The following is a 22,723-nucleotide window of genomic DNA, read 5'->3' on the forward strand; positions in this document are numbered from 1 at the left end:
ATGAGTGTTACTGATCATGCCACTATCATAAAGTTCGGATAGTGTATGATAAGTGTATTCACGGACACGGATAATCAGGCATGAGTAAAAACAAAATCAGTGACATCATGGATGATCTGCTGGACAAAACCACTGGCGAGGTATCGGTTGGCGATGTGGTCAACAAATTTGAAAGCCGGGGGTTCGGGCCGCTTCTGTTACTGCCTGCTCTCATTGCCTTGCTGCCTACCGGCGCTATCCCGGGAGTGCCGTCGATTTGTGGCGTAACGCTGTGTATCATCTGTTTACAGATGGCATTTGGCGACGAGCATCCCTGGTTACCCGCTGTTCTGAAGAATCGATCTCTGAGCCACGCAAAGCTGGAAAATGCGGTAGAAAAATCCAGACCCTACGTGGTAAAAGCCGAGAAAATACTCACTCCGCGCTTAACCGGGTTAACTCAAAGTCCGGCATCGCGTTTTGTTGCTGTCTATTGCGCACTGTTTGCTCTAAGCATGATCCCTCTGGAAGTGGTGCCCTTTGCTGCCGCAGTGCCGGCCTTCTCCATCACCCTCACCGCTGTAGGAATGATGAGCAAAGACGGCGCAGTGTTACTGGCTGGGATAATATGTCAGGCAGCAACCGGTATGTTACTGCTACAGGTGCTCTAGCCGGTTTTAAAGTTGGCAACCAGCAGGCGCAACTGCTCCGCCTGCTGCGACATACTGGCGGTTGAGCCTGCAGCATTCTGTGTACGCTGCTGGGCATTGGCCGATAAATCACGGATAGCGACTACCGCACTGTTTACACCGCGTATCACAACTGCCTGCTCTTCAACACTCAGCGCTATCTGGTGATTACTGTCGGCAATCGCAGCAATGATATCGGTTACCTGGGCCAATGAAGCGGCGGCCTCCTGAGTATGCTTAACCATTTCGTCGCTGATAGTGTGAGTACTTTGCATCGCACTCACAGCAATTTCGGTGGCGCCCTGGAGCCCATCGATAGACACCTGAATCTGGCCCAGCGACTGCTGGGTTTTAGTGGCCAGATTGCGAACCTCGTCGGCTACCACCGAGAAGCCACGGCCATGTTCACCGGCACGGGCCGCCTCAATAGCGGCATTCAGCGCCAGTAGGTTGGTTTGCTCGGCAATGGAGTTAATCACCTCGGCCACACCGCCAATTTCTTCGGCCAGCCCGGCCAGTTTTTCCATCTGACCGGTAGCGTTGGCCACATCACTGGACATGGTCTGGCTGTTAGCCAGGGTTGAATTAAGCAGTGTCTGACTATTACGCGTTTCTGCCAGTGCATTGCTGGCCTCTTTGGCTGCCCCGGCCGCGTGCTGGGTAACCTGCTCAATAGAAGCCAGCATTTCTTCGGCGGAGGTCGCCAGGCCATCGGCCTGTTCCAGCTGTGCCTCCAGATCCCTGGCAATCGACTGGTTGCCGGTATTCACAGAGCTGGCCATGGATGAGGTTGTAGCAGATAACTCTTTCACTTCTGCCACGATGCCCCGGATATGTTCAATAAAGCGATTAAACTGTTGGGCCAGTCGCGCGATTTCACGATCGCCACTCTCATCCAGCCGCTTTGACAGGTCGCCGCCGGCGTCGGCCAGCTTGCCCGCGCGATTACTGATTAAGTCCAGACTTTGGGTAATACTGCGCCCGGCCGCCAGGTTAATAAAGACCACCAGCACAATGCCAATAATAGTCAGCGTTGAAAGCATAATGATGGCGCCCCGCACGTCAGCAAAGCTCTCATCAATCCGGCTGGTCTGAACGTTGCCCAGAAGGGTGATAAACTCTGAAAAATCACTTAGCAGTGCTTTTCTTAGCTCACTCAGCCGCGCCGCATTGTCAATGTATTGTTCGCTGACTTCCTGGGCCTGAATATTGAGCTCTAAACCCCTACGGGCGGCATTTTCAACCGGCGTGCCGGTGAGCGCAATAAGGTCTTTGCGGGTATTTTCGATGGCGGTACTGATATATTCGCGCACCTCAGGAACCAGACTACTATCGTTTATCATGCGCAGAAACAGGCGTTGGATACGATAGTTAGTGTCGGTGTTATTGGTGGCACCAATGATGGTGCGCAATTCCCCTTCAGGCACCGACACCGGATCTTTCAGCAGCTTCTTCGCGACGTAGTTTAAAAACGAGTTTGACTCATTAATGGAACTGTCGGTGGCCGCCAGTAACTGCGCTTCCAGTTGCTGCATTTGCTCACGGTGGTCGCCAGCCCGGGCTATCCGGTTAGCCATTCCGGAAAATTCACTAGCCTGCACGTGCGTGGTCAGCGAGTCGGGGGTATTTTTAAGTTCATTTACCGCGTCAGTTAGCGCAGCTACGCTCACCTCACCATCAAAATAATTCACCAGCATAAACTGCGTTTGCCGGGCTTTTGCCGCGTAACGCTCAATTGCTTCCACTGAGGATTGGGCACTGCCTAATACCGATATCACGTAAAATGAGGTAATCAGGGCAAGGATGGCCACAATGGCCAGGATAACCACCGGAACATAGAGCTTTCTTTTTAATGATGACAACACGGTCAGACTCCTTACTGCGACAAAGGTTGTTATTATTCCCGTTTAAACAAGCCATCCAGGCTGTCTGGCAAGGGTTTTGAAGTCAGCTCTGTCCATAGAGTTTCGGTAATTTGTGCCGGCTTACCCAGCATACGACAACGGGCAATAACGCTGCCCAGAATAGCGTCGAGTTCCAACTCTCTGCCTTTCTCAAGATCAATTAACATGGAGGTTTTGATGGAGTTGAACGACTTAATAAGGCTGAACATGTCATCGACTTCGGCCGGGGTAATTTCTACCCCATCGTAAGCGGCTGCACGGCCGGTCTCCTGCATGGCGCCATAAACCTTTTGGGCCAGCTCCGGCTGATGGGTTAGCTCATAGGTTTTTTTCCGCGTGACCGCCGACAAAGGGTTCACTCCGCAATTCACAATCAGTTTTTTCCACAGCTCTTTGCGAATATCATGGCTTACCTCTAGGGGAACATGTTGGCTTTGCCACAAGCTAGCCAGTATCGAGAGATTTTCAGGCATCGTGTGCGACGCTGGCCAGGGGCCCATAATAATTTTATAAATGCCGGTCGTTGTGGCCACACCGGGTTGCGATATCTCACCACCGCTGCGCACCGACAAGCCACCCCATACACGCGCCTGCCCAACCACAGAAGCCAGCAAAGGCTCGTTATCTACGCCGTTTTGCAGCGACAGCACTGGCGATTTGCCTCCGGCTAACCAGCTTCCCAGTTCGTTGAGCAGCGCTTTGGTTTGCGTGGCTTTCAGCGCAATCACGATGACATCAAAATCATCCGCCTGACAGGCAGTCTGTAATTCAGAATGAGCATAAGCGGTAACAGCTTGATGGCGGGTTTCGCCATCATGGATCACGGTCAGGCCATTGCGTTTCAGTGCCTCAAGATGGGCACCGCGAGCTGTTACAGAGACAGTAGCATCGGCATTCGCCAGACGTTCAGCATAAAAGCTACCAATCGCCCCACACCCAATTACCAGTACATTCATCGGTTAACTTATTAACAAAATGTTATAAGCAACACATTAATAAGAGTTTTTATGATGTTCAACTAACAATATTGTCAACCCCCGGACTTACAATTTTGTCAGGCCAGTAGTGACCTGGAAACCGGCAAAGGTGAAATTATGACCTGGCGCCCGGTGGCCCGGCACTTTGGTCGTTTTGCCCGGTCGCTTATCGGATCCTGCATCCAATCCGCAATCCAAAACGTTAAGATCAGTAAGTTCCTTTTTTTAAGAGTGGAAGTTTTGAAATATCTGATTTTTTCTACCTCGCTGTTGGCCTCTGCCACAGCAATCGCAGATGGCCCGCATATCGAGCGCGTGGTGGTATTTGGTAAACAAAGCGACCTGATAGGCGAGTCGATTTCTGCCTCAGAAGGCGTAATCGGTGCCGGCGATATTGCTCAGCGCCCGTTGCTGCGCCCTGGTGAAATACTGGAGTTTGTGCCAGGCATGGTGGTTACCCAACACAGCGGCTCAGGTAAAGCCAATCAGTATTTTTTGCGCGGATTTAACCTCGACCACGGCACGGATTTTAGTATTTCACTGGATGGCATGCCGGTGAATATGCGCACCCACGGTCATGGTCAGGGCTACACCGACCTTAACTTTATCACGCCGGAGTTTATTCAGCGCATCGACTACCAGAAGGGGCCATACCGTGCTACTCAAGGCGATTTTTCCGTGGCGGGTTCGGCCAACTTTTCACTGATGTCTTCCTTTGATCAACCCTTCGGCAAGCTTGAGATTGGCGAAAATGGTTTCCTGCGCACGGTTGCCGCCACTAACTTAGCAGTGGGCGAAAGTAATCTTGCCGTGGGTGGAGAATGGCAGCAATACGATGGCCCCTGGACCGACATCGACGAAGACATCGCGAAAACCAGTGCCTTCGCCCGTTTTCGACAGGCGACTGACGACAGCATCCTGCACGTTACTTTCTTAGGTTACGACAACAGTTGGAATTCTGCCGACCAGATCCCACTGCGCGCAGTGCAAAGCGGCCTGATAGATGAACTGGGCTCTTTGGATCCAACGCTCGGCGGCCAGTCCAACCGCTACAGCTTATCAGTTAACTGGCAATCGGCCGACTGGATGGTCAACGCCTATGCGATCTCAAGCGAGCTGAACCTGTTCTCTAACTTCACCTATTTTCTGGATAACCCTTACGCGGGCGATCAGTTTGAGCAGGTCGACGACCGCGCGATCTATGGCGGTACACTTACCCGTTTCCACTCCACAACCGTTGGTGATTCTCACGTACACCTTACCGGTGGCCTGGAATGGCGTTATGACGATATCAAAGAAGTGGGGCTTTATCGCACCACCGAGCGGGTACGACAGTCACCGGTTCGGCGCGACAGCGTGGATGAGTATTCGCTTGCCGCGTTTCTGCAGGTCGATGTGGATATCACCGACAACTTAATTGGCCATGTGGATATCCGCCATGATTACCTGACCGTAGACGTTAACAGTAATTTAAGCGCAAACAGCGGTGATGACAGCGATAACATCACTAGCCTGAAAGGCGGACTGAGTTATATTTTAAATGACGCCTGGCAGGCCTATGTCAATGTGGGGCAATCTTTTCATTCCAATGATGCACGCGGTGCAGTGATCAGTGTTGACCCGGCCTCCGGCGAGTTGGCTGAACCGGTTGATCTGCTGGTGAGAGGCGAAGGGGCAGAAGTTGGCTTAAGAGTAGCGCGCTATCGCTACTACAATGCCTCACTTTCGTTATGGTATCTGGAGAACGACTCTGAACTGGTCTTCGTTGGCGATGCCGGTAACACCGAAGCCAGCCGTGCATCCCGCCGCTGGGGGGTGGAATTCTCCGCCTATTACTGGTTTACGTCTAACCTGACCACTGACGTGGAGTTTGCCTGGACCGATTCGCAATACCGCGAAGATGAACCCGGCGAAGGAAACTATATAGAAGGCTCTTTACCGGTTGTCGCCAGCGTGGGCCTGAACTGGCAAATTGATGATAACTGGCGCAGCGATTTGCGGGTCCGGTATTTTGGCAAACGTACGCTGGATAGCTTTAAAGAACGCCAGTCCGACACCTTTACTGTAGTAAATACCAGCCTGGTATATGAAGTCGACCAGTGGCAGGGCAGCCTGTCGGTACTTAACCTGCTGGACAGCAACGACCATGATATCGATTACTGGTATGCCAGCCGTCTGCCTGGAGAACCTGCAGCAGGTGTTGAAGACCTCCACTACCATCCGATTGAGCCGCGCACCCTGCGCGCTGGCATCAGTTACCGCTTCTAATTTATCGTTACCCTCAAGGCTTAATTTCGGCAATTGACGAAATTAAGCCTTGCCCCTATTTCGTTATTTCGCTAAATTACGAATTAACTAATCAGAACAGGCCATGTGATGTCGGATGTTTTCCAGGCGCTTTCCAGTCCGGTGCGCCGTCAGATACTCAACATATTAAAGCAACGGGATTGCTCAGCAGGTGAAATTGCTGAACAGATCGACGTGGCTAAATCCACACTCTCCGGCCATTTCAACGTGCTGAAAAATGCCAACCTGGTAGTAACCGTAAAGCAAGGCACAACTATTACCTATTCGTTAAACACCAGCGTACTGGAAGATGTTATGACCAGCCTGATGGATTTGCTGGATACCTCCGGCTCAGGAAAGAATAAGGAGCACTTATGAATTCACTCAAAACCGCCGGTTTACTGGTTGTTCTCAGCGCGATGGCTTCACTTTATGTTATATCCCGGTTACCGGCTGATATGACCTTACCGGTTCATTGGGGATTAAACGGTGAGCCCGATGCCACCGCGAGCGCAACGATTGCCTTACTATTGCCTCCGGGCATCATGCTGGTGCTTACCGTGCTGATAGCAACGCTACGTTATCTGGAACCCCGCAAGCAGAATCTTGAACAGTCACGGGTGGGTATTCAGGCCATTTTCTGGGCGCTGATGGTTTTGTTTCTGGCTTTAGAAGCGGGCTACCTGGGATTAGCCAACGGTTATCAGGTGCCCATGTTTCAGCTCATCATTAGTGCGCTTGGCGTTGCATTTATCATTATGGGTAATTATTTTGGCAAAGTGCGCAGCAACTACTTTATTGGGATCAAGACACCCTGGACGCTGAGCAGTGACGCGGTGTGGCAAAAAACCCATCGTCTGGCCGGCAAACTGGCCATTACAGCAGGACTCATCAGCGCCGTACTGGTGTGGATACTGCCCGCAGATTTTGCCGGCATTTTAGTGATAGGCCTGCTTGTGCCAAGCATTTTGCTGCCCGCAATGCTTTCATGGTGGTTTTGGCGGACCGAAACACGCACCAGTTAAAATGTCGTTCACCTCAATATACTGCAGATTAGCGCCGTTTTCTGGCGCTAATCGTGGGCCTACCACCTGAAACCCCTTTTTCGTATACGATTTTCTTCTTCTAAGCTCGCCAATCTTCGTCATTTCCGGCTTTTTCTATCCAATTAGCATTTTCTGCTGCATCAACCTGAGGCTTGATATTTTTCACTGCACAGAGGGGATTTTTCAACGCAATTTGAGCGCGGCGTTACACTTATACTGATTGTGGAAGGATTATCCACTTAAAAAAAGAATCTCAGATAGCACAATAACAATCATAGGCTGTCGGATATCTCCTTTTGCCGTTGACCAGAGAACTTATTGGAGAACAACACAAGATGAACACCAACAGAATTATTGTGAAGTCAGTGCTTGCAGCTGCTGTATCAGTCGCACTGTCATCCACTGTCAACGCCCAGACTAACGCCGATGCCGATGACATCGAGCAAATTGAAGTTGTTCAGCAGCGTCAACCGTATCGTGGTGATATTCCTCTTAAGTCAATGCCACAAAATATTGATGTCGTCAGTGCCGAACTGCTGGACGATCTGGGGGTTAACGACTTCCAGAGTGCTATAGACTTTGCCAGCGGTATTGCCCGCCAGAACAGTTTTGGTGGTATGTGGGACAGCTTCGCCATCCGCGGTTTCGCAGGCGATGAAAACCTGCCAGGCGGTTATTTGGTAAATGGTTTCAGTGCAGGCCGCGGCTATAGCGGTCGCCGTGAAACCTCGAATATTCAGTCTATTGAAATTATTAAAGGCCCGGGCTCAGCATTATTCGGGCGCAGTGAGCCGGGTGGTACCATTAATATCATCACCAAGAAGCCGCAGTTTTATGAAGAAGGGTATATTCAGGCAACTGCAGGCAGCTACGATCTGTACCGTCTTGAAGGTGATTACACTAATGCTATCTCCGAAGATTTGGCATTCCGTGTTAATGGTGCCTACGAAGATGCTGGCAGCTTCCGTGACATGGTTGAATCCAAAAAGGTTTCTGTTAGCCCGTCATTCCTCTACAACATTTCAAATGACACTAACCTGTTATATGAAATGGAATATCTGGATCAGGAATACCCGTTCGACCGCGGTATCATTGTAACGGATTACCAGTTCAATGACGTGCCAAACGATGTGTTCTATGGCGAGCCCGCTGATGGTCCGGTAGAAATTGACGCCACAGGTCACCAGTTAACCCTGCAGCACAATATCAATGCAGACTGGAGTTTACTGGCGGGATTGAGTTACCGCGAATCGTCGATGGAAGGTTTTGCTTCTGAAGTAGAGCTTGGAGGCCGTCAGTTAGTCGGTCAGGAAGGCTTTGAGGAAACGGTTGTTCGCCGCCGCTTATATCGTGACTACGACAGCGAAGATTTATCAGGCCGCCTGGAATTCAGCGGTACAGTTGAACTTGGCGGTATGGCTCACCATATCCTTATTGGTGCCGATGCCTACGATTATACTCTTGAGCGTATCCAGGATCGCTGGCGTGTAGCCTGGGGTGTTAATGACACAACTTACGCTGTCAATAAATACGACCCGGTATACGGCCAGGAACAGCCTGCACTGACGCGCATGTGGGATGACCAGGAAAATCAGGATTCCTACGGTATCTACTTCCAGGATCAGATTGATATTACTGAACGCTTTAAAATCCAGGGCGGCATCCGCTTTGACGATTTCGATCAGGAATTCAGCTCCTACCAGACAGGTGCAACAACCACTCAATCACAAACAGCTACCAGTCCACGCGTAGGTGTTGTGTATGAAGCCTCGGCCTTGTATACACTCTATGCCAGTTACTCAGAAGGTTTCCGCCCTAACTCTGGTGCCGACTTTCAGGGTAACTCTTTCGACCCGGAAGAAAGTAAGTCTTACGAAGCCGGTGTGAAATTCAACACTATTAACGAGAGTATCACGGGTACTGTAGCTCTGTTCCGCGCCGAAAAATCCAATGTGCTGACTGCTGACCCTGTTAATGCTGGTTTCTCAGCCGCATTAGGTGAAGCAGAAAGTCAGGGACTGGAAGTCGACCTGAACGCTATGCTCGGCGAAGACACCATGGTAACTGTGGCCTACGCATTTGTTGATGCTGAAACGTCAAACAGCGTTATTAATGCCGACTGGGGAGTTGAAGTACCGGCCGGTACACCTCTGGTAAACATTCCGGAGCACAAGCTAAATGTAACCGGTATTCACTATCTGGATATTGCCGGTAAAGAATCTAAAGTGGGCGCAAGTATTACTTACGTCGACGATCGCCCTGGCGAACTGATTGATCCAAACTACATTTTGCCAAGCTACACCACGGTGAGACTATTTGGTTCAATTAACCTGACGGATGCGCTTAGCATAAACGCCGATATCGAAAACCTGTTCGATAAAGAGTACTACGCCAGTTCTTACTCGGCTATGTGGACCATGCCAGGCGCACCACGTCAGGCGAAAATCAGCGTGAAATACGCCTTTTAACATTGCTTAACCGGACCAGCCGGAGATCACGGCTGGCCCGGCCACTTCGTAAATCATCATCCGCAGCATGTAAATCAGGTGACTGTTTTCTACGATAGCGGTAATGTGACGAAGACCGAGAAGTACTAAGAGGATAATACTGTGGCTGGCACTAAATTAGACCGCATTGACATTAATATACTGGCAGAACTGCAAAAAAACGGGCGGATTACCAATACCGACCTGGCGGATGCAGTCGCTCTGTCGCCAAGCCCATGCCTGGCGCGAGTTAAACGGTTGGAAAAAGCCGGCTATATCACTAGCTATAACGCAAAAATTGCCCTGGATAAATTAGGTGAAACGGCAACGGTTTTTACTGAAGTCACGTTAACCGATCACCACATGGAAGACTTCGCGAAATTTGAGCGCAATATCCGCACCATTGATGAAGTGATTGAATGTCACCTGATCAGTGGCGGTTATGATTACCTGCTCAAATTTGTTACCCGTGGGATTACCCATTATCAAACACTGATGGAAGAGATACTGGAACAGGATTTTGGCATTGCAAAATACTTCAGCTATATCGTACTGAAGTCGCCAATCGAGAAACTCCACTATCCGCTAACCACTTTGTTTAAACCGGAAAAGTAGTAAGTGGCGCTAACCCTTTTGTATAAAGGCCCCGCTGAGCGGGGCGAGTGCTGGCAGCAAGCCGTCAATGCTGAATTACCCGAAGTGCGCTGGTTTACCTGGCCTGACGTGCCACAGCCAGACGCCGTAGATGCCATTATCACCTGGACACTGCCGGATAATTATCAGCAGCAGTTTCCTAACCTTAAGGCCATTTTCTCCGTAGGCGCCGGTGTTGATCAATTCGCGCCGGCGTCACTCCCGTCTCATTTAAAACTGGTGAGAATGATAGACCCTTCGATAGCCACCCAGATGCAAACCTGGGTGCTAACGGCGGTCATGATGCTTCATCGCGACATATTTCGCTACCAGCGCCAGCAACACCAGAATCTCTGGCAACCTCATAGCGTTAAGTTACCTCATGAATGCACTATCAGTATTCTGGGCCTTGGTGAACTTGGCAGCCAGGTTGCGTATACGCTGAGCGGGCTGGGTTTCGCCGTACAGGGCTATAGCCGCAGCGCCAGGCAGCTTCCTGGCGTGTTAACTTTTTCAGGTGACACACCGTCTGCAGAGATGCTGGGCAACACCGACATTCTGATTAGTTTATTGCCCTTAACAGCCAATACCAAAGGGATCCTAAACGCAGAATTACTGGCCAAACTCCCTAAGGGTGCCGCACTGATAAACGCGGGCCGCGGTGAACAGCTCATCGCCGACGACTTGTTGTTTCACCTGGATGCCGGACATATCAGCGAAGCCATCATGGATGTCTTTGATCCTGAGCCGTTACCGAAAAGTCATCCTTTCTGGGACCACCCGAATATTCATATTACACCGCATATTGCATCGGTAACCCGCAATGACACAGCGGCAATTCGATTGGTAGAAAACCTGCAACGCTGGCTGGCCGATAAAACCATGACCGGTGAAGTGGATAAACTCAAAGGTTATTAAGGTAATTAAAAAGGCAGCGCTCTGGCTGCCTTGGTAAATCTATCCGCTAATGCTTAATCGTAAACACACACATATACTTTTTTGTATTTTTCTATGGTCCGCCAGGTCCCGGCAAACCCTTCCTGCAGTAAAAACGTGTCACCAGCTTTGTAAGTAACTGTCTCACCACCGTCTTCGGTCAACTCAATCAGTCCTTCAATCAGGTAGCAAAACTCAAAGAAGCCTTTTTTCACCGAGCGATTAACACTGGGTTCGCAAGTCATTACACCTACTTTTATTTTATCGTTACCCGACGCTACGTGAGCCCACTTCTCCAACAATGGATTGCCCTCTAAAAGAATTTTTGGATCGGCGTAGCTGGTAGCTGGTGCTTCTGAAGGATGCTGAACAACGGTTTGCAATAAGCTCATTTAAACTCCGGTTAATGGCGATGTAAATAAAATAGGAAACAACCCCATCCCTGGGAACACATGAAAGCATGAGAAGTTAGTATACGACTGCTGCCCCGGCAGCTTGCTCTGAAAGCGTTTTGCTGCGGGGCATAATTGTTGGGTTGTGTAAAAAAATCAGCGGAAAATTACGCCGCTGATTTTTGTTTGATAAAGCTGCTGTAGAGTGACGGAATAACCACCAGCGTGAGCAAGGTTGAGCTAATTAGCCCGCCAACTATCACCGCCGCCAACGGCTTTTGGATTTCAGCACCCAGACCGTCAGACAAAAGCATTGGAATGAGCCCTAACGCCGATGTGAGCGCAGTCATTAATACCGGCCGGAGTCGTGAGCAGGCACCATCGAAAATAGCAACAGCCAGATCTGTGTTTTGCCCACGCCGCTGATTGATGCTCTCCACCATCACTACGCCATTCAATACAGCCACACCAAACAAAGTAATGAAACCAACTGAACTCGGCACAGATAAATAGTGACCACTCACATACAAAGAAAACACGCCGCCAATTGCTGCTAACGGAATATTCACCATAATTAAGGCGACCAGGCGAACATCGGCAAACGCAAAATATAACAGCAAGGCAATCAGCAGCAGGGATATTGGCACCACCAGCATTAAGCGCTGCATGGCGCGTTGCTGGTTCTCAAACTGACCACCGATCTGCACCGCGTAGCCGCCAGGCAGCGCAACGTCGGCTTCAATAGCGGCCTGAATATCTGCCACCACACTGCCCATGTCACGACCATCAACATTCGCCTGAATCACTACCCGGCGCTGCACATCATCCCGGCGGATTTGAGGCGGCCCCGACTCAATCGCCACCGACGCGACATCCTGCAAGCGTATCCATGCCCCCTGCGCAGTCAGCAGGCGCAGTTCTTTGATGGCGGCAATATCACCCCGGAAAGCTTCGGCATAACGCACCACGATATCGTACCGTTCATTGCCGTTAATAATTTGCCCGGCTGAGGCGCCACCCAGCCCGTGCTGGACCAGATTCATCACATCAGCAACGTCCAGGCCATATCGGCTAAGCTGCTTTCGCACCGGCCGCACCACTAACTGGGCTTCGCCGCTTATTTGTTCCATCGCTACGTCCTGAGCGCCCTCGATGCTGCCGACCACTTCAGCAATCTGCTGGCCATACTCAGCCAGTACATCAAGTTCCGGCCCGAATAATTTAATCGCCAGCTCCGCTTTAACACCGGATAACAGTTCATCTACGCGGGTAGCAATAGGCTGCGAGAAGTTAAGCAAAAGTCCAGGATGCGCTTCCAGTTTATGCGCCATAGCTTCCTGCAGAGCCACCCGGTTGGTTGCGGTTTGCCACTCACTTGCCGGCCGTAAACCTATATAGATTTCTATATTGTTTACCGGTTCCGGATCGCCGCCTATCTCGGCACGGCCAATCTTACTCACCGCATAGGTCACTTCAGGAAATTCCAGCAACATGCTTTCAAGCTTCGGAGCCACGCTTAGCGCCGTTTCCAGGCTGGCTGAAGGTGCCAGTGTCACCCGCAGGTTGATGGTGCCTTCTTCCAGCTCCGGCGCAAACTCAGTGCCCAGCCGGGGCAGCAACACGCCGGCAATCGCTATCAGTACCAGTGAACTGCCAGTAACCCATTTGCGCTGGCCCATAGTGATGTTAAGCAGTCTCGCATAACCGCGCTCCAAAGTACTAAGCAACAGATTATTGCGCTGCTTAACCGGCCGTGCGCTCAGTAAAAACGTGGCTAGTACCGGCACAAATATCAACGCCACCAGCACCGCACAAATAAGGGCCAGCATAATGGCGATGGCCATGGGCTGAAACAGTTTGGCTTCCACGCCTTCAAAACTGAACAGCGGAGTAAATACCACCAGAATAATCAGCGTCGCAAAAAAGACAGGTTTTGCCACTTCCCGGGCCGCAGTCACCACTAATGTGGGAATTTTATGGGTTTCGGTGCTGTTTTTCGGTAATTTTTGGTAAATATTCTCCACCACAACCACCGAACCATCCACCAGCATACCAATGGCAACGGCCATTCCGCCCAGAGACATCAGGTTAGCAGATATTCCCAACATGCTGAGCATGGCCAACGCCAATCCGATCGACACCGGGATAGAAAGCAACACCAATACCGTTGCCCTCACGCTTAACAGAAACAATGCCAGCACAATGACAATGAACATAAAGGCCAGTAACAGGGCTTTTACTACAGTATCTACCGCCTGTTTAATCAGATCCGCCTGGTCGTAATAGGGTTCAAAGTGAACACCCTCGGGCAATGCTTTAGCAATTAAATCCAGCCTAGCATTAATGCCTTCGATAGTGGCATTGGTGTTAGCTCCCATGCGTTTTAAAACCACGCCGGAAACCACCTCGCCGCGATTGCTGATACTGCCATCGGCGTGCTTAACTGACATAGTCACGGCACCCTGGCGTATTTCGCTGCCAAACCTGACTTCAGCCACGTCCCCCACTGTGACAATGGCTGCACCTGACGTTTTCAATGGAACTTGTTTAAGCTCCTCCAGAGCTTGCTGACCTGATGACAGCCAGCCAGTACCGCGGATCACCAGTTGTTCCGGGCCGCGCTGCATATACCAGCCGCCGGCATTGTTGTTGTTGCGGGATAAAGCATCCACCACATCCTGCTGAGTCAGGTTATAAGACAGCAACCGGTTGGGATACAGATTCACCTGATACTGGCGCACATAGCCGCCAAACGACAGCACATCGGTAATGCCATCAACCGGCATTAACATGAGTTTTATCAGGTAATCATTAAGACTGCGTAATGCCATGCTGTCGAAACCTGAGTCCGGTTCGGCAATCAACAGATATTGATACACCTGGCCAAGGCCCGAGGTGTTGGGGCCAATGGCTGGTACTCCAACCCCTTCGGGGATCATCTCCGCGGCTATCTGCAACCGTTCAAACACCAGTTGTCGGGCAAAATAAATATCCGTACCTTCCTTAAACACCACGGTAATGCCGGATAACCCGGTTTTGGAAATCGAGCGTACCTCTTCAACATCGGGGAGCGCATACATTACCGCTTCAATGGGATAGGTAATCAGCTGCTCAACCTCTTCGGCTGCCAGACCCGGGGCCTCGGTATTAATGGCCACCTGAATATTGGTGACATCGGGAAAGGCATCCAGGTTGAGTCGCGGTATCATAAGAGCCGCCATCACACACAGGCCCACAAGTACCAGTAACAATACAAAGCGCAGCTTCACCGCGCGGCTTATTAACCATGCAAACATCATAAGCCCCTGTTAATGGTTATGTGGGTCAAAACCGCCCTTGGCGATTTCTGACGCAACAAAAAAGGCCCCGCGACTCACATAGGTTTGGCCCGGCTTCACACCGCTAATGGCCTGCCAGTCACCGTATTGTGGCCCGAGTGTCACTACTTGCGGGAGCAAATCGCCGTCGTCGTCAGCGATAAAGATTTGCCATTCGCCCTCAGCATCGCGCATCAGCGCCGACTGAGGCACCGCCAGGATGGCGTCGGTTTGCGAGCCATTAAAGTAAATATCGACAAACATACCGGAGTGAAAGCGGTGGTCACGGTTATCCAGTTCAAGGCGCACCGTGCGTGTACGACTCACCGGATCGATAGTGTGCGACTCCTGAAGAACAGTGCCAATTGCTGCGATATCGCCAACTACGACGCTGGCCTGATCGCCCGGCTGTAGGTGCAGGTCGTTCTGGGCTGACAAGCGTGCTTCAACCCATAAATGCGCCTCGTCAGACAGCAGCATCAGTGGCTGACCGGGCTCAATGCGTTGCCCCTGATTGAATTCATCGGTCATGATAAGACCCGACGTTTGCGCCGTGAGCGTGTATTCGCCCAACGGATAATTGGTGTTTTGCTCTATGCGGGCGATGATAGCAGCAGATAAACCTAACGCCTGTAAACGCCGATTGGCAGCGTTGTATTCGGTTTGCGCACTCACAAAGCGCTTCTCGCCTACCGCACCCTGCCCGAGTTTACTGACCCGCTGCCACTCTACATAAGCCTGCTGGAGCTGACTCTGCGCGGTGATCATTTCTTCACTGAAAAGGGTGACCAGTGGCTGACCAGACGTCACTTTTTCACCGAGTCCGGCGTGACGGGCAGTCACCACAGAACTGACCCGGGGCGACACAATATAACTGCGATAACCATTCACCTTGATTTCGCCCGGTGCATAAACCTGTTCACTGAGGGTCATGGGTTGCAGGGTTTCCAGGTGAATATCGGCCGTTTGCCGCTGCCCATCACTGAGGCTCACTACGTTGGTCTCAGCGTGCTCGTCGTGGCCATGTTCATCATCATGACCATGGTCCTGTTCTTCAGCGTGAGCCTCAGTTTCGTGCTCTTCCTCATGGGCATGATCATGCTCCTGCGCAGGGAGTACAGGACTGTAAAGTAAAGCAGTGATACTCAGCACCGCCAGATAGTTGTGAAAGTGTGACATATTACTGCTCCGAAGAAATTAATGAAGAAACCACATCCGCCAACCCGGCGGTGATATGCAGATAAGCAACGTAGGTTTGCTGGTAATTTTTTTGCAGCGTCAGGCCAGCCTGCATGCCATCCCTAAGCTGCTGCACCTGCCATTGATAGTCAGCAAGACTCAGATCGCCCTGCGCATAACGTTGTTGAAGTACATCAACCTGCTCGGTCATTTCGTTATCGTGCAGTCCCTGCCATTGCTCAAACCGCAGGCGGGTTTGCTGTAGCTGTTCGGCGAGGTTACGCACCGCTTCGCGGGTATCGCGCAATTGTGCGTGCAGGCGCTCTTCGCTGGCCAGAGCCAGTTCTCTTGCAGCAAGAGCGACCTCGTTGAAGTTATTGCGAAACTGAATAGGCACCGACACATTGACAGAAAGCAGAGATTCCCCGGCCTGACGGCCAACACCAAATCCCACATTGGGCACCGGCTTATTCGCGGTTTGTTGTTGATTTGCGCTGGCAGTTGCAGCCAGCCACTCAAGCCGTGCCTGTTTTACAGCAGGCAAGGCAAGTAATTGCTGCGGTGCGGGTGCCCTCAGTTGCGCCTGAAAGAATGCCTGGTTAACAGTAACATCCGCAGCCTGCTCACCAGCCAGTGTGCGCAACGTTTTTTGAGCGCTTAACCATGCACTGAGGCGCTCGTTTTCCGCCACCATACCTTGCGCCACAACTGACTTTGCCATGGCCAGTTCGGTTCGGTTAACCTCGCCCGCAGCCAGTTGTTGTTCGGTTAATCTGAGTAGCCGCAGATCCTGCTCTACCTGCATGCGAGCAAGCTCATATCCCTGTTGTCCCAGCTGAACATCAATCTGAGCATTGAGGATTTGCGCCAGCAGATCATTAGTGGCTATCTGCACCGCTAGTGCACGCTGCTCAGCCTGAAGTCTGCCAACCTCAGATTGAGCTTCCCTTACCCCCCACCAGTCAATATCCGAAGACAGTCCGATTTGAAAATTGGTCTCACTGCCCTCTCTTTCCATGGAGGTATCCAGCGACGGGTTATAAATGGGTTTAGTCAGGGCTTGCGCCTGGTATTTTGCAGCGCTGTTTTCGTATTGATAGGCCTGCATGATGGGGTGACGCTCCACCGTGCTCATCAGCCAATTGGCCCAGGGTTGCTCGCCGGCAAGAACCGGAAAGCTCAGTGCGGTCATTAACGCCGCACCGCATAATTGCAGTTTCATAGGTTAATCTCTTAACAAAGTTTATCATCCGGTTACCAATAACCGGTACGCTTTCGAAACTCTTTGTTAAGCGATGGGCGGACGCAGCAAATTACGCCAGAAGCCAGTGGCGGGAGGCTGGTTAAGGTTGTATCGCACCGCATAGTGGCCATCGACCGGCGGTGCTTTAATCAATAAAAGGAGAAAGATGTGTTGTGCACCATGGCAATGACAACAGTGCTGGCAATCCAGCCCGCTGCTGTCGGCGGTATTTTCTGGTGGCTGGCTCTGCTCAGAGTGAGCTTCATTATGGCGTGTATCTGACAGATGAGAGGCCGTTTCCTGGTGGGCAGCGTGAGAGTCAAATACCACGCTCAATGCCTGCGTGCTCACCGAGAGCAGCAGTACCAGAACGAGAAAATTAACCCATTTACCCATCAGTAAGCTTGCCTTTTATCCAAATGCCTGAGAAATCAGACTGTAAATTTTCGCGCCGGTTCCACCCGCCGGCACAAACTCACCTTTCACCATCAGACTGACTTCATCAACCTGCGCCAGTCCCAATGACTCCAGCCAGGGTTGAATGGCCTTAGCCCGCTCAGTTAAATCGAACCGAATAAAGCCGGTCTCACTGGTCAGCAACTGGCTGATCAGAGCTTTCGCGGTATCGTCATCATCAGCCAGTACCGGCCCCAGAGTCTGACCATGACCGCTGGTTCGCAACATCGCATAACCAACCGCTTTACCGTCACGATAAGCTACCAGCCCTTTACCCTGCTGCGCCACGGCAGTGAGTAACGACGCCCGACTGCAGCCATAAGCAGCGACATCCAGTGCTATGATATCTGCCAGGTTGTTGGTATCAAGCGCTTGGATACTGGCATCCGACGACAGCGGCGCTACTGTTCCGGCCAATTGCCCCTGCACCTGATAAATTAACGCCGCTTCTTCAAAACCACATTGTTGATACAAGCGTTTGCCGGCCACCGTGGCCACCAGTTGCAAATTGCGCTCACCGGTCTGACTCATCACGGTATCCATCAGCTTGCGCCCCAGACCGTTACCCTGCATATGTTCAGGCACTACAACCAGGCCCAATGTGGCGAGTTGCTGACTATAATCCCACCACAGGATACAACCTACAATATCGCCCTCTGCATTTTCAATAATACTACCATTGCCCTGGGAAAAATGCAGTTGCCAATCCCCCATCCGATGCGGCCACTTTACCTGCTGAGTAAATTCAAGGCAGATTGGCAGGTCGGCTTCGCGCATCTCGCGAACGGTAAAAGCAGTCTTAGTCATTAGCGGTTCAGGCCTGTATTGCAGTTTAAATTCAATGGCATTGATTTTACCGGCTGTGGACAACAGATTTTGCTGTTTACTCATCTCAGGCAGGTCAAATCTGTTATTTCAATCACCCTGTTGCGGCAGAAAATCCTCCACCAGCGCGGTGTGAAGTTTAACGCCTGTAGCGATGATCTCATCATTAAAATCAAATTCCGGGTGATGCAGAGGAATATGCTCGCCCCCTTTGCCTTGCCCTAACCAGATATACGCACCCTCGCAGGCCTGTAACATAAAGGCAAAGTCTTCAGAGGTAAATGCGGGCTGTGGCGCCTCAACCGCATTACCTACCGTTGCAGCCACGGTCAGCGCATGCTGTGCAGCCGCTTCGGCGTTGATAGTTGCCGGATAGTAGCGGTTATAATCAATACTGATTTGCGTGCCGGTTGCTATGCCCACCCCCTCAATAACCTGGCGGATAGCCATTTCAATCTGATCCTGGACTTGCGGATCAAAGGTTCGCACCGTGCCGGTAAGTTCCACGCTGCCAGGCAATACATTGTGGGAGCTGCCGCCGCTTATTTGTGTAACCGACAGTACCGCAGTAGACGTTGGCGCGATTCGCCGGGACACGATAGTATTAAGCTGACTAACCAGTTCGCTGGCCGCCAGAATGGCATCCGGGGTTTGATGGGGCACGGCAGCATGACCGCCTTTGCCCTTCACCTGGATAGAGAATTTATCTGCTGCCGCCATAATAGGGCCCGGGCGGGTAGCAATGGTGCCAGCCGGTAAGTCAGGCCAGTTATGGAAGGCATAAACACGGTCGCAAGGAAATCGCTCAAACAAACCATCTTCAATCATCGCTTTGGCGCCAGCTTCACCCTCTTCAGCGGGCTGAAAAATAAAGTGTACCGTGCCGTCGAATTGTTTGCTGCGCGCAAGCTGGCGGGCAGCCCCAAGCAACATGGTGGTATGGCCGTCGTGCCCACAGCCATGAAAAACGCCGTGATGGCAACTGGCATAGGGCAGACCGGTTTGCTCAACAATCGGTAGGGCATCCATATCGGCACGCAAACCGATAGTGCGGGTGGAGTTACCTGCTTTAAGGGTACCCACCACGCCGGTTTTACCAATGCCGGTGGTTACCTCAAGGCCAATGTCTCGCAGACTCTGCGCCACTTTATTCGCCGTATCGACTTCTTTAAAGGCGAGTTCAGGATGAGCGTGGATATCACGCCTGAAGGCAATTAACTCTTCCAGTAAGTCCTCTACATCATGTTCATGTGAATTTGCCATAGTCCTTCTCCCGCAGCGTACTGCCTGTGCTAATGAGCCGTAGGATGTCATTTTAGCGTGCCCGGCACACATTTTTCGATCTGTTTAGGCCTGACTTTTTAATATAATTTGCTGTTGAGGATGTCAAAGCGGCAACCCATGCTGCATCATCCCCCCTATACTGGATTCATATTCATTCTCATACTTTGCAGCAGAATCTGCCGTGAACAATTTATTCGTTCAGGGGCGGTTTGCAGCAATCCGTTTTAACAGGAAATATCTCATGACAATACAACCCGTCGAACAGTTGCTTGATACCCGCCGGCTTGCTCAGGCGTATATCAATGGCGAGTGGGTTGCTTTATCGCAGGATAAGCCGTTTGATGTTATTAACCCGGCCACCGAAGAGGCCGCAGCGACCATTGGTTTGGGCGGTGAGCAAGATCTAAATGCCGCCGTGGCAGCGGCCAAAAAAGCTTTCCCGTTATGGGCCGCCACACCGGTCGAAGAACGTATTGCAGTGCTGGATAAAGTACTGGAGCTAATCGATGAGCGTGCCGATAAGCTGGCCAACCTGATGTCACTGGAGATGGGCGCAACGCTGGGCTATGCCTTGTCTACGCAAGTACCACTGGCAGCCGCGCACATCCGTGTTGCCAGGGAAAACCTGGCCAGCTATGAATTCACCAAAATGCGTGGCACCACGGCTATCACCCGCGAACCTATTGGCGTTGCCGGTCTGATAACACCCTGGAACTGGCCGCTTTATCAGGTTACCGCGAAAGTCGGCCCGGCCCTCGCTGTTGGCTGCTCAGTAGTGTTAAAGCCCAGCGAATTATCACCGTTAAGTGCCCTGGCCTTTGCTGAAATTCTCCATGATGCCGGCATTCCTGCAGGCGTTTTCAATCTCGTTAATGGTAACGGTATAGACGTGGGTGAGCCCCTTGCCAGTCATCCGGATGTCGACATGGTCTCTTTCACCGGCTCTACCCGGGCGGGGATCCTGGTAGCTCAGGCTGCGGCGCCAACCGTTAAACGGGTGGGTCAGGAATTAGGCGGCAAGTCACCCAATATTCTGTTGCCGGATGCCGATTTTGCCAATGCCGTTGGGTCTGGTGTTCAGGCTGGTATGCGTAACAACGGGCAGTCATGCAGTGCACCTACCCGCATGCTGGTACCCCGAGATCGCCTGGCCGAAGTGGAGCAACTGGCTGCTACCGCCGCTGAGTCTATTGTAATTGGCCTGGCAGATAACGAACTGGCTACACATGGTCCGCTGGCCAATCGCCCGCAGTTTGAACGGGTACAAAGCATGATCCAGCGTGGCATCGACGAGGGCGCACGTTGTGTTACCGGTGGCCCCGGTCGCCCCGATGGCTTTGAGCGAGGTTTTTATACCCGCCCTACCGTGTTCAGTGATGTCACCCCGGATATGGCAATTGCCCAGGAAGAAATTTTTGGACCGGTACTTTGCCTTATTCCTTATGACACTGTTGAGCATGCTATTGAGATTGCCAACGACACGGTGTACGGGCTGGCTGCCCATGTTCAGTCTGCCGACTTAGCAGCAGCCAGAGCAGTAGCCCGTCAAATCCGCAGCGGACAGGTACTGATCAACTATCCGGCCTGGGATCCGCAAGCGCCTTTTGGTGGCTACAAGCAATCAGGAAGCGGCCGGGAGTATGGCATCGAAGGGCTGGAAGAGTACCTCGAGACCAAAGCCATTGTTGGCTACGACATTGAAGCATAATTTTCCGAGCAGGTAGTAAATACATGTCACCACAACTGAAACACATTCCCAGCGATGAGAAAATTCCCGCAGAGGCCGATATCGTCGTGATTGGCGGCGGTATTATTGGCGCGGCGGCCACCTATTTTTTATCCAAACAAGGCTACAAAGTTGCGCTGGTAGAAAAAGGCCAGGTTGGCTGTGAGCAATCCAGTCGAAACTGGGGCTGGTGTCGCCAGCAGAACCGCGATGAACGTGAGTTACCTACTTCCGGGCTATCAATGCGCCTGTGGGATGAGATGTCTAAGGACATCGGCTTCGACCTGGGCTTCAGACGCTGCGGTTTACGCTATGCCACCGACGACCCCAAGCAATTAGCACAATGGGATTCGTGGCGTGATCTGGCTAAACAGTATGGCGTTAAAACCGTTATGCTCAATGCCAAAGAGGCCAACGAAATGATCCCGGCCCGTGGTCGCACCTGGATCGGCGGCGTCCACTCTATTGACGACGGTAAGGGCGAACCCGCCATTGCCGCGCCGATGATTGCTGAGGGTGCCCGTGCACTGGGCGCAACCATTCATCAGAACTGTGCAGCCCGTGGACTGGATATCACCAACGGTAAGGTTGAAGGCGTAATCACTGAACACGGTACCATCAAAACCAACCGGGTATTGTGCGCGGCCGGTGCCTGGGCCTCGGCTTTTTGCCGTCACCACGGTATTAGCTTTCCACAGGCCAGCGTGCGTCAAACCGCGTTTCGAACCAAGCCAATCAAGAGTATTGGTGATGCCGTCTATACCAACGGGGTTGCCCTTACCCGTCGCTTAGATGGCACCTACACAGTAGCAATAAGTGGCACGGCACGTCTTGAGTTTACGCCGCAGGGAATACGCTACGCCAAAGAATTTATGCCGATGTTTATGCAGCGTATTAAAGCCGTACAGTTTGGCGTTAGCAGTTCTTTTTTTAAAGGCCCGGAAGCCCTGAATAGTTGGACCAATGATGGTATTTCGCCGTTTGAGCAGATCCGCATTCTCGATCCGGCACCGGTAAAAAGTAACCTCAGAAAAACCCTGGCGACGGTTAAGGCATTGTTTCCGGCACTGGAAGCAATGGAAATCGACGAAAGCTGGGGCAGCTTTGTAGACTGCACGCCTGATGCCATTCCGGTTATTTCAGAAGTCGACGCTGTGGAAGGCTTCTTCCTGGCGGCGGGCAGCTCTGCCCATGGCTTTGGCCTGGGGCACATTGCCGCCGACCTGGTAATGGGCAAACAATCATCAATTGACACCCACCCCTACCGCCTGTCCCGACTGCTGGATGGCTCTAAAGTAAAAGTAGGCGCTATTTAACCGCGCCCGGAACCGCGTTCCTCCGTATGTGGTCGGCTGCGTTATCGCG

The 22,723-nt window shown here is 51.7% G+C and carries 18 protein-coding genes; 9 read left to right on the top strand and 9 right to left on the bottom strand.

Annotation, left to right across the window (positions count from 1 at the left end; genetic code table 11):
* Positions 1 to 80: 80 nt before the first annotated feature.
* Positions 81 to 650, top strand: coding sequence for an exopolysaccharide biosynthesis protein (locus AC566Q_RS22615; protein ID WP_499611331.1), 570 nt, complete (start codon positions 81 to 83; stop codon positions 648 to 650).
* Here AC566Q_RS22615 and AC566Q_RS22620 read toward each other — a convergent pair.
* Complete coding sequence (locus AC566Q_RS22620) at positions 647 to 2,533, bottom strand: methyl-accepting chemotaxis protein (RefSeq protein WP_499611334.1); 1,887 nt, start codon at positions 2,531 to 2,533, stop codon at positions 647 to 649. The two genes, AC566Q_RS22615 and AC566Q_RS22620, sit on opposite strands and share 4 nt — an antisense overlap.
* A gap of 32 nt (positions 2,534 to 2,565) precedes the next feature.
* Positions 2,566 to 3,528 carry a ketopantoate reductase family protein gene (locus AC566Q_RS22625; RefSeq protein WP_499611336.1) on the bottom strand — a complete coding sequence of 321 codons (963 nt, stop codon included), beginning with the start codon at positions 3,526 to 3,528 and terminating at the stop codon, positions 2,566 to 2,568.
* 252 nt (positions 3,529 to 3,780) lie between these two features.
* Between AC566Q_RS22625 and AC566Q_RS22630 the strand changes: the two genes are divergently transcribed.
* The 6 genes from AC566Q_RS22630 to AC566Q_RS22655 all read left to right on the top strand — a co-directional run bounded on the left by AC566Q_RS22630 (position 3,781) and on the right by AC566Q_RS22655 (position 10,918).
* Positions 3,781 to 5,817 (top strand): TonB-dependent receptor, encoded by a 2,037-nt coding sequence (locus tag AC566Q_RS22630; RefSeq protein WP_499617594.1) that lies wholly within the window; start codon positions 3,781 to 3,783, stop codon positions 5,815 to 5,817.
* 108 nt (positions 5,818 to 5,925) lie between these two features.
* Positions 5,926 to 6,213, top strand: a complete 288-nt coding sequence (locus AC566Q_RS22635; RefSeq protein ID WP_499611339.1) for an autorepressor SdpR family transcription factor — start codon at positions 5,926 to 5,928, stop codon at positions 6,211 to 6,213.
* Entirely contained in the window at positions 6,210 to 6,860 is a 651-nt protein-coding gene (locus AC566Q_RS22640; RefSeq protein WP_499611343.1) for an SdpI family protein, read from the top strand. Before AC566Q_RS22635 ends, AC566Q_RS22640 begins: the two co-directional genes overlap by 4 nt.
* 356 nt (positions 6,861 to 7,216) lie before the next feature.
* Positions 7,217 to 9,349 carry a TonB-dependent siderophore receptor gene (locus AC566Q_RS22645; RefSeq protein ID WP_499611346.1) on the top strand — a complete coding sequence of 711 codons (2,133 nt, stop codon included), beginning with the start codon at positions 7,217 to 7,219 and terminating at the stop codon, positions 9,347 to 9,349.
* A gap of 141 nt (positions 9,350 to 9,490) precedes the next feature.
* Positions 9,491 to 9,982, top strand: coding sequence for an Lrp/AsnC family transcriptional regulator (locus tag AC566Q_RS22650; protein WP_123325357.1), 492 nt, complete (start codon positions 9,491 to 9,493; stop codon positions 9,980 to 9,982).
* A 3-nt stretch (positions 9,983 to 9,985) separates the two neighbouring features.
* Positions 9,986 to 10,918 (top strand): 2-hydroxyacid dehydrogenase, encoded by a 933-nt coding sequence (locus AC566Q_RS22655; RefSeq protein WP_499611359.1) that lies wholly within the window; start codon positions 9,986 to 9,988, stop codon positions 10,916 to 10,918.
* A 53-nt stretch (positions 10,919 to 10,971) separates the two neighbouring features.
* On the opposite strand, the gene AC566Q_RS22660 is transcribed toward AC566Q_RS22655, so the two are convergent.
* The 7 genes from AC566Q_RS22660 to AC566Q_RS22690 all read right to left on the bottom strand — a co-directional run bounded on the left by AC566Q_RS22660 (position 10,972) and on the right by AC566Q_RS22690 (position 19,611).
* The gene (locus tag AC566Q_RS22660) at positions 10,972 to 11,328 is read right to left on the bottom strand and encodes a cupin domain-containing protein (RefSeq protein ID WP_499611362.1); all 357 of its coding nucleotides are present in this window, start codon (positions 11,326 to 11,328) and stop codon (positions 10,972 to 10,974) included.
* A gap of 167 nt (positions 11,329 to 11,495) precedes the next feature.
* Positions 11,496 to 14,624 carry an efflux RND transporter permease subunit gene (locus AC566Q_RS22665; RefSeq protein WP_499617596.1) on the bottom strand — a complete coding sequence of 1,043 codons (3,129 nt, stop codon included), beginning with the start codon at positions 14,622 to 14,624 and terminating at the stop codon, positions 11,496 to 11,498.
* A 12-nt stretch (positions 14,625 to 14,636) separates the two neighbouring features.
* Positions 14,637 to 15,824, bottom strand: coding sequence for an efflux RND transporter periplasmic adaptor subunit (locus tag AC566Q_RS22670; RefSeq protein WP_499611368.1), 1,188 nt, complete (start codon positions 15,822 to 15,824; stop codon positions 14,637 to 14,639).
* Position 15,825: 1 nt separating this feature from the next.
* Positions 15,826 to 17,046 (bottom strand): TolC family protein, encoded by a 1,221-nt coding sequence (locus AC566Q_RS22675; RefSeq protein WP_499611375.1) that lies wholly within the window; start codon positions 17,044 to 17,046, stop codon positions 15,826 to 15,828.
* Positions 17,047 to 17,112: 66 nt separating this feature from the next.
* Positions 17,113 to 17,463: a hypothetical protein gene (locus AC566Q_RS22680; RefSeq protein WP_499611381.1), complete on the bottom strand. Its 351-nt coding sequence runs from the start codon at positions 17,461 to 17,463 to the stop codon at positions 17,113 to 17,115.
* Positions 17,464 to 17,478: 15 nt separating this feature from the next.
* Positions 17,479 to 18,414 (bottom strand): GNAT family N-acetyltransferase, encoded by a 936-nt coding sequence (locus AC566Q_RS22685; protein ID WP_499611389.1) that lies wholly within the window; start codon positions 18,412 to 18,414, stop codon positions 17,479 to 17,481.
* A 24-nt stretch (positions 18,415 to 18,438) separates the two neighbouring features.
* Positions 18,439 to 19,611, bottom strand: a complete 1,173-nt coding sequence (locus tag AC566Q_RS22690; RefSeq protein ID WP_499611393.1) for a M20 aminoacylase family protein — start codon at positions 19,609 to 19,611, stop codon at positions 18,439 to 18,441.
* 262 nt (positions 19,612 to 19,873) lie between these two features.
* On the opposite strand from AC566Q_RS22690, the gene AC566Q_RS22695 reads away from it, so the two are divergent.
* Positions 19,874 to 21,340, top strand: a complete 1,467-nt coding sequence (locus AC566Q_RS22695; protein ID WP_499611399.1) for an aldehyde dehydrogenase family protein — start codon at positions 19,874 to 19,876, stop codon at positions 21,338 to 21,340.
* A gap of 23 nt (positions 21,341 to 21,363) precedes the next feature.
* Complete coding sequence (locus tag AC566Q_RS22700; protein ID WP_499611406.1) at positions 21,364 to 22,674, top strand: NAD(P)/FAD-dependent oxidoreductase; 1,311 nt, start codon at positions 21,364 to 21,366, stop codon at positions 22,672 to 22,674.
* Positions 22,675 to 22,723: the final 49 nt, after the last annotated feature.

The organism is Alteromonas sp. H02, assembly GCF_059682525.1.

What these genes read in the sequence shown, in the direction of transcription:
- AC566Q_RS22615 (WP_499611331.1), top strand. Translation starts at nt 81, where the DNA reads ATGAGTAAAAACAAAATCAGTGACATCATGGATGATCTGCTGGACAAA.
- AC566Q_RS22625 (WP_499611336.1), bottom strand. Translation starts at nt 3,528, where the DNA reads ATGAATGTACTGGTAATTGGGTGTGGGGCGATTGGTAGCTTTTATGCT.
- AC566Q_RS22635 (WP_499611339.1), top strand. Translation starts at nt 5,926, where the DNA reads ATGTCGGATGTTTTCCAGGCGCTTTCCAGTCCGGTGCGCCGTCAGATA.
- AC566Q_RS22640 (WP_499611343.1), top strand. Translation starts at nt 6,210, where the DNA reads ATGAATTCACTCAAAACCGCCGGTTTACTGGTTGTTCTCAGCGCGATG.
- AC566Q_RS22645 (WP_499611346.1), top strand. Translation starts at nt 7,217, where the DNA reads ATGAACACCAACAGAATTATTGTGAAGTCAGTGCTTGCAGCTGCTGTA.
- AC566Q_RS22660 (WP_499611362.1), bottom strand. Translation starts at nt 11,328, where the DNA reads ATGAGCTTATTGCAAACCGTTGTTCAGCATCCTTCAGAAGCACCAGCT.
- AC566Q_RS22665 (WP_499617596.1), bottom strand. Translation starts at nt 14,624, where the DNA reads ATGTTTGCATGGTTAATAAGCCGCGCGGTGAAGCTGCGCTTTGTATTG.
- AC566Q_RS22670 (WP_499611368.1), bottom strand. Translation starts at nt 15,824, where the DNA reads ATGTCACACTTTCACAACTATCTGGCGGTGCTGAGTATCACTGCTTTA.
- AC566Q_RS22675 (WP_499611375.1), bottom strand. Translation starts at nt 17,046, where the DNA reads ATGAAACTGCAATTATGCGGTGCGGCGTTAATGACCGCACTGAGCTTT.
- AC566Q_RS22680 (WP_499611381.1), bottom strand. Translation starts at nt 17,463, where the DNA reads ATGGGTAAATGGGTTAATTTTCTCGTTCTGGTACTGCTGCTCTCGGTG.
- AC566Q_RS22685 (WP_499611389.1), bottom strand. Translation starts at nt 18,414, where the DNA reads ATGAGTAAACAGCAAAATCTGTTGTCCACAGCCGGTAAAATCAATGCC.
- AC566Q_RS22690 (WP_499611393.1), bottom strand. Translation starts at nt 19,611, where the DNA reads ATGGCAAATTCACATGAACATGATGTAGAGGACTTACTGGAAGAGTTA.
- AC566Q_RS22695 (WP_499611399.1), top strand. Translation starts at nt 19,874, where the DNA reads ATGACAATACAACCCGTCGAACAGTTGCTTGATACCCGCCGGCTTGCT.
- AC566Q_RS22700 (WP_499611406.1), top strand. Translation starts at nt 21,364, where the DNA reads ATGTCACCACAACTGAAACACATTCCCAGCGATGAGAAAATTCCCGCA.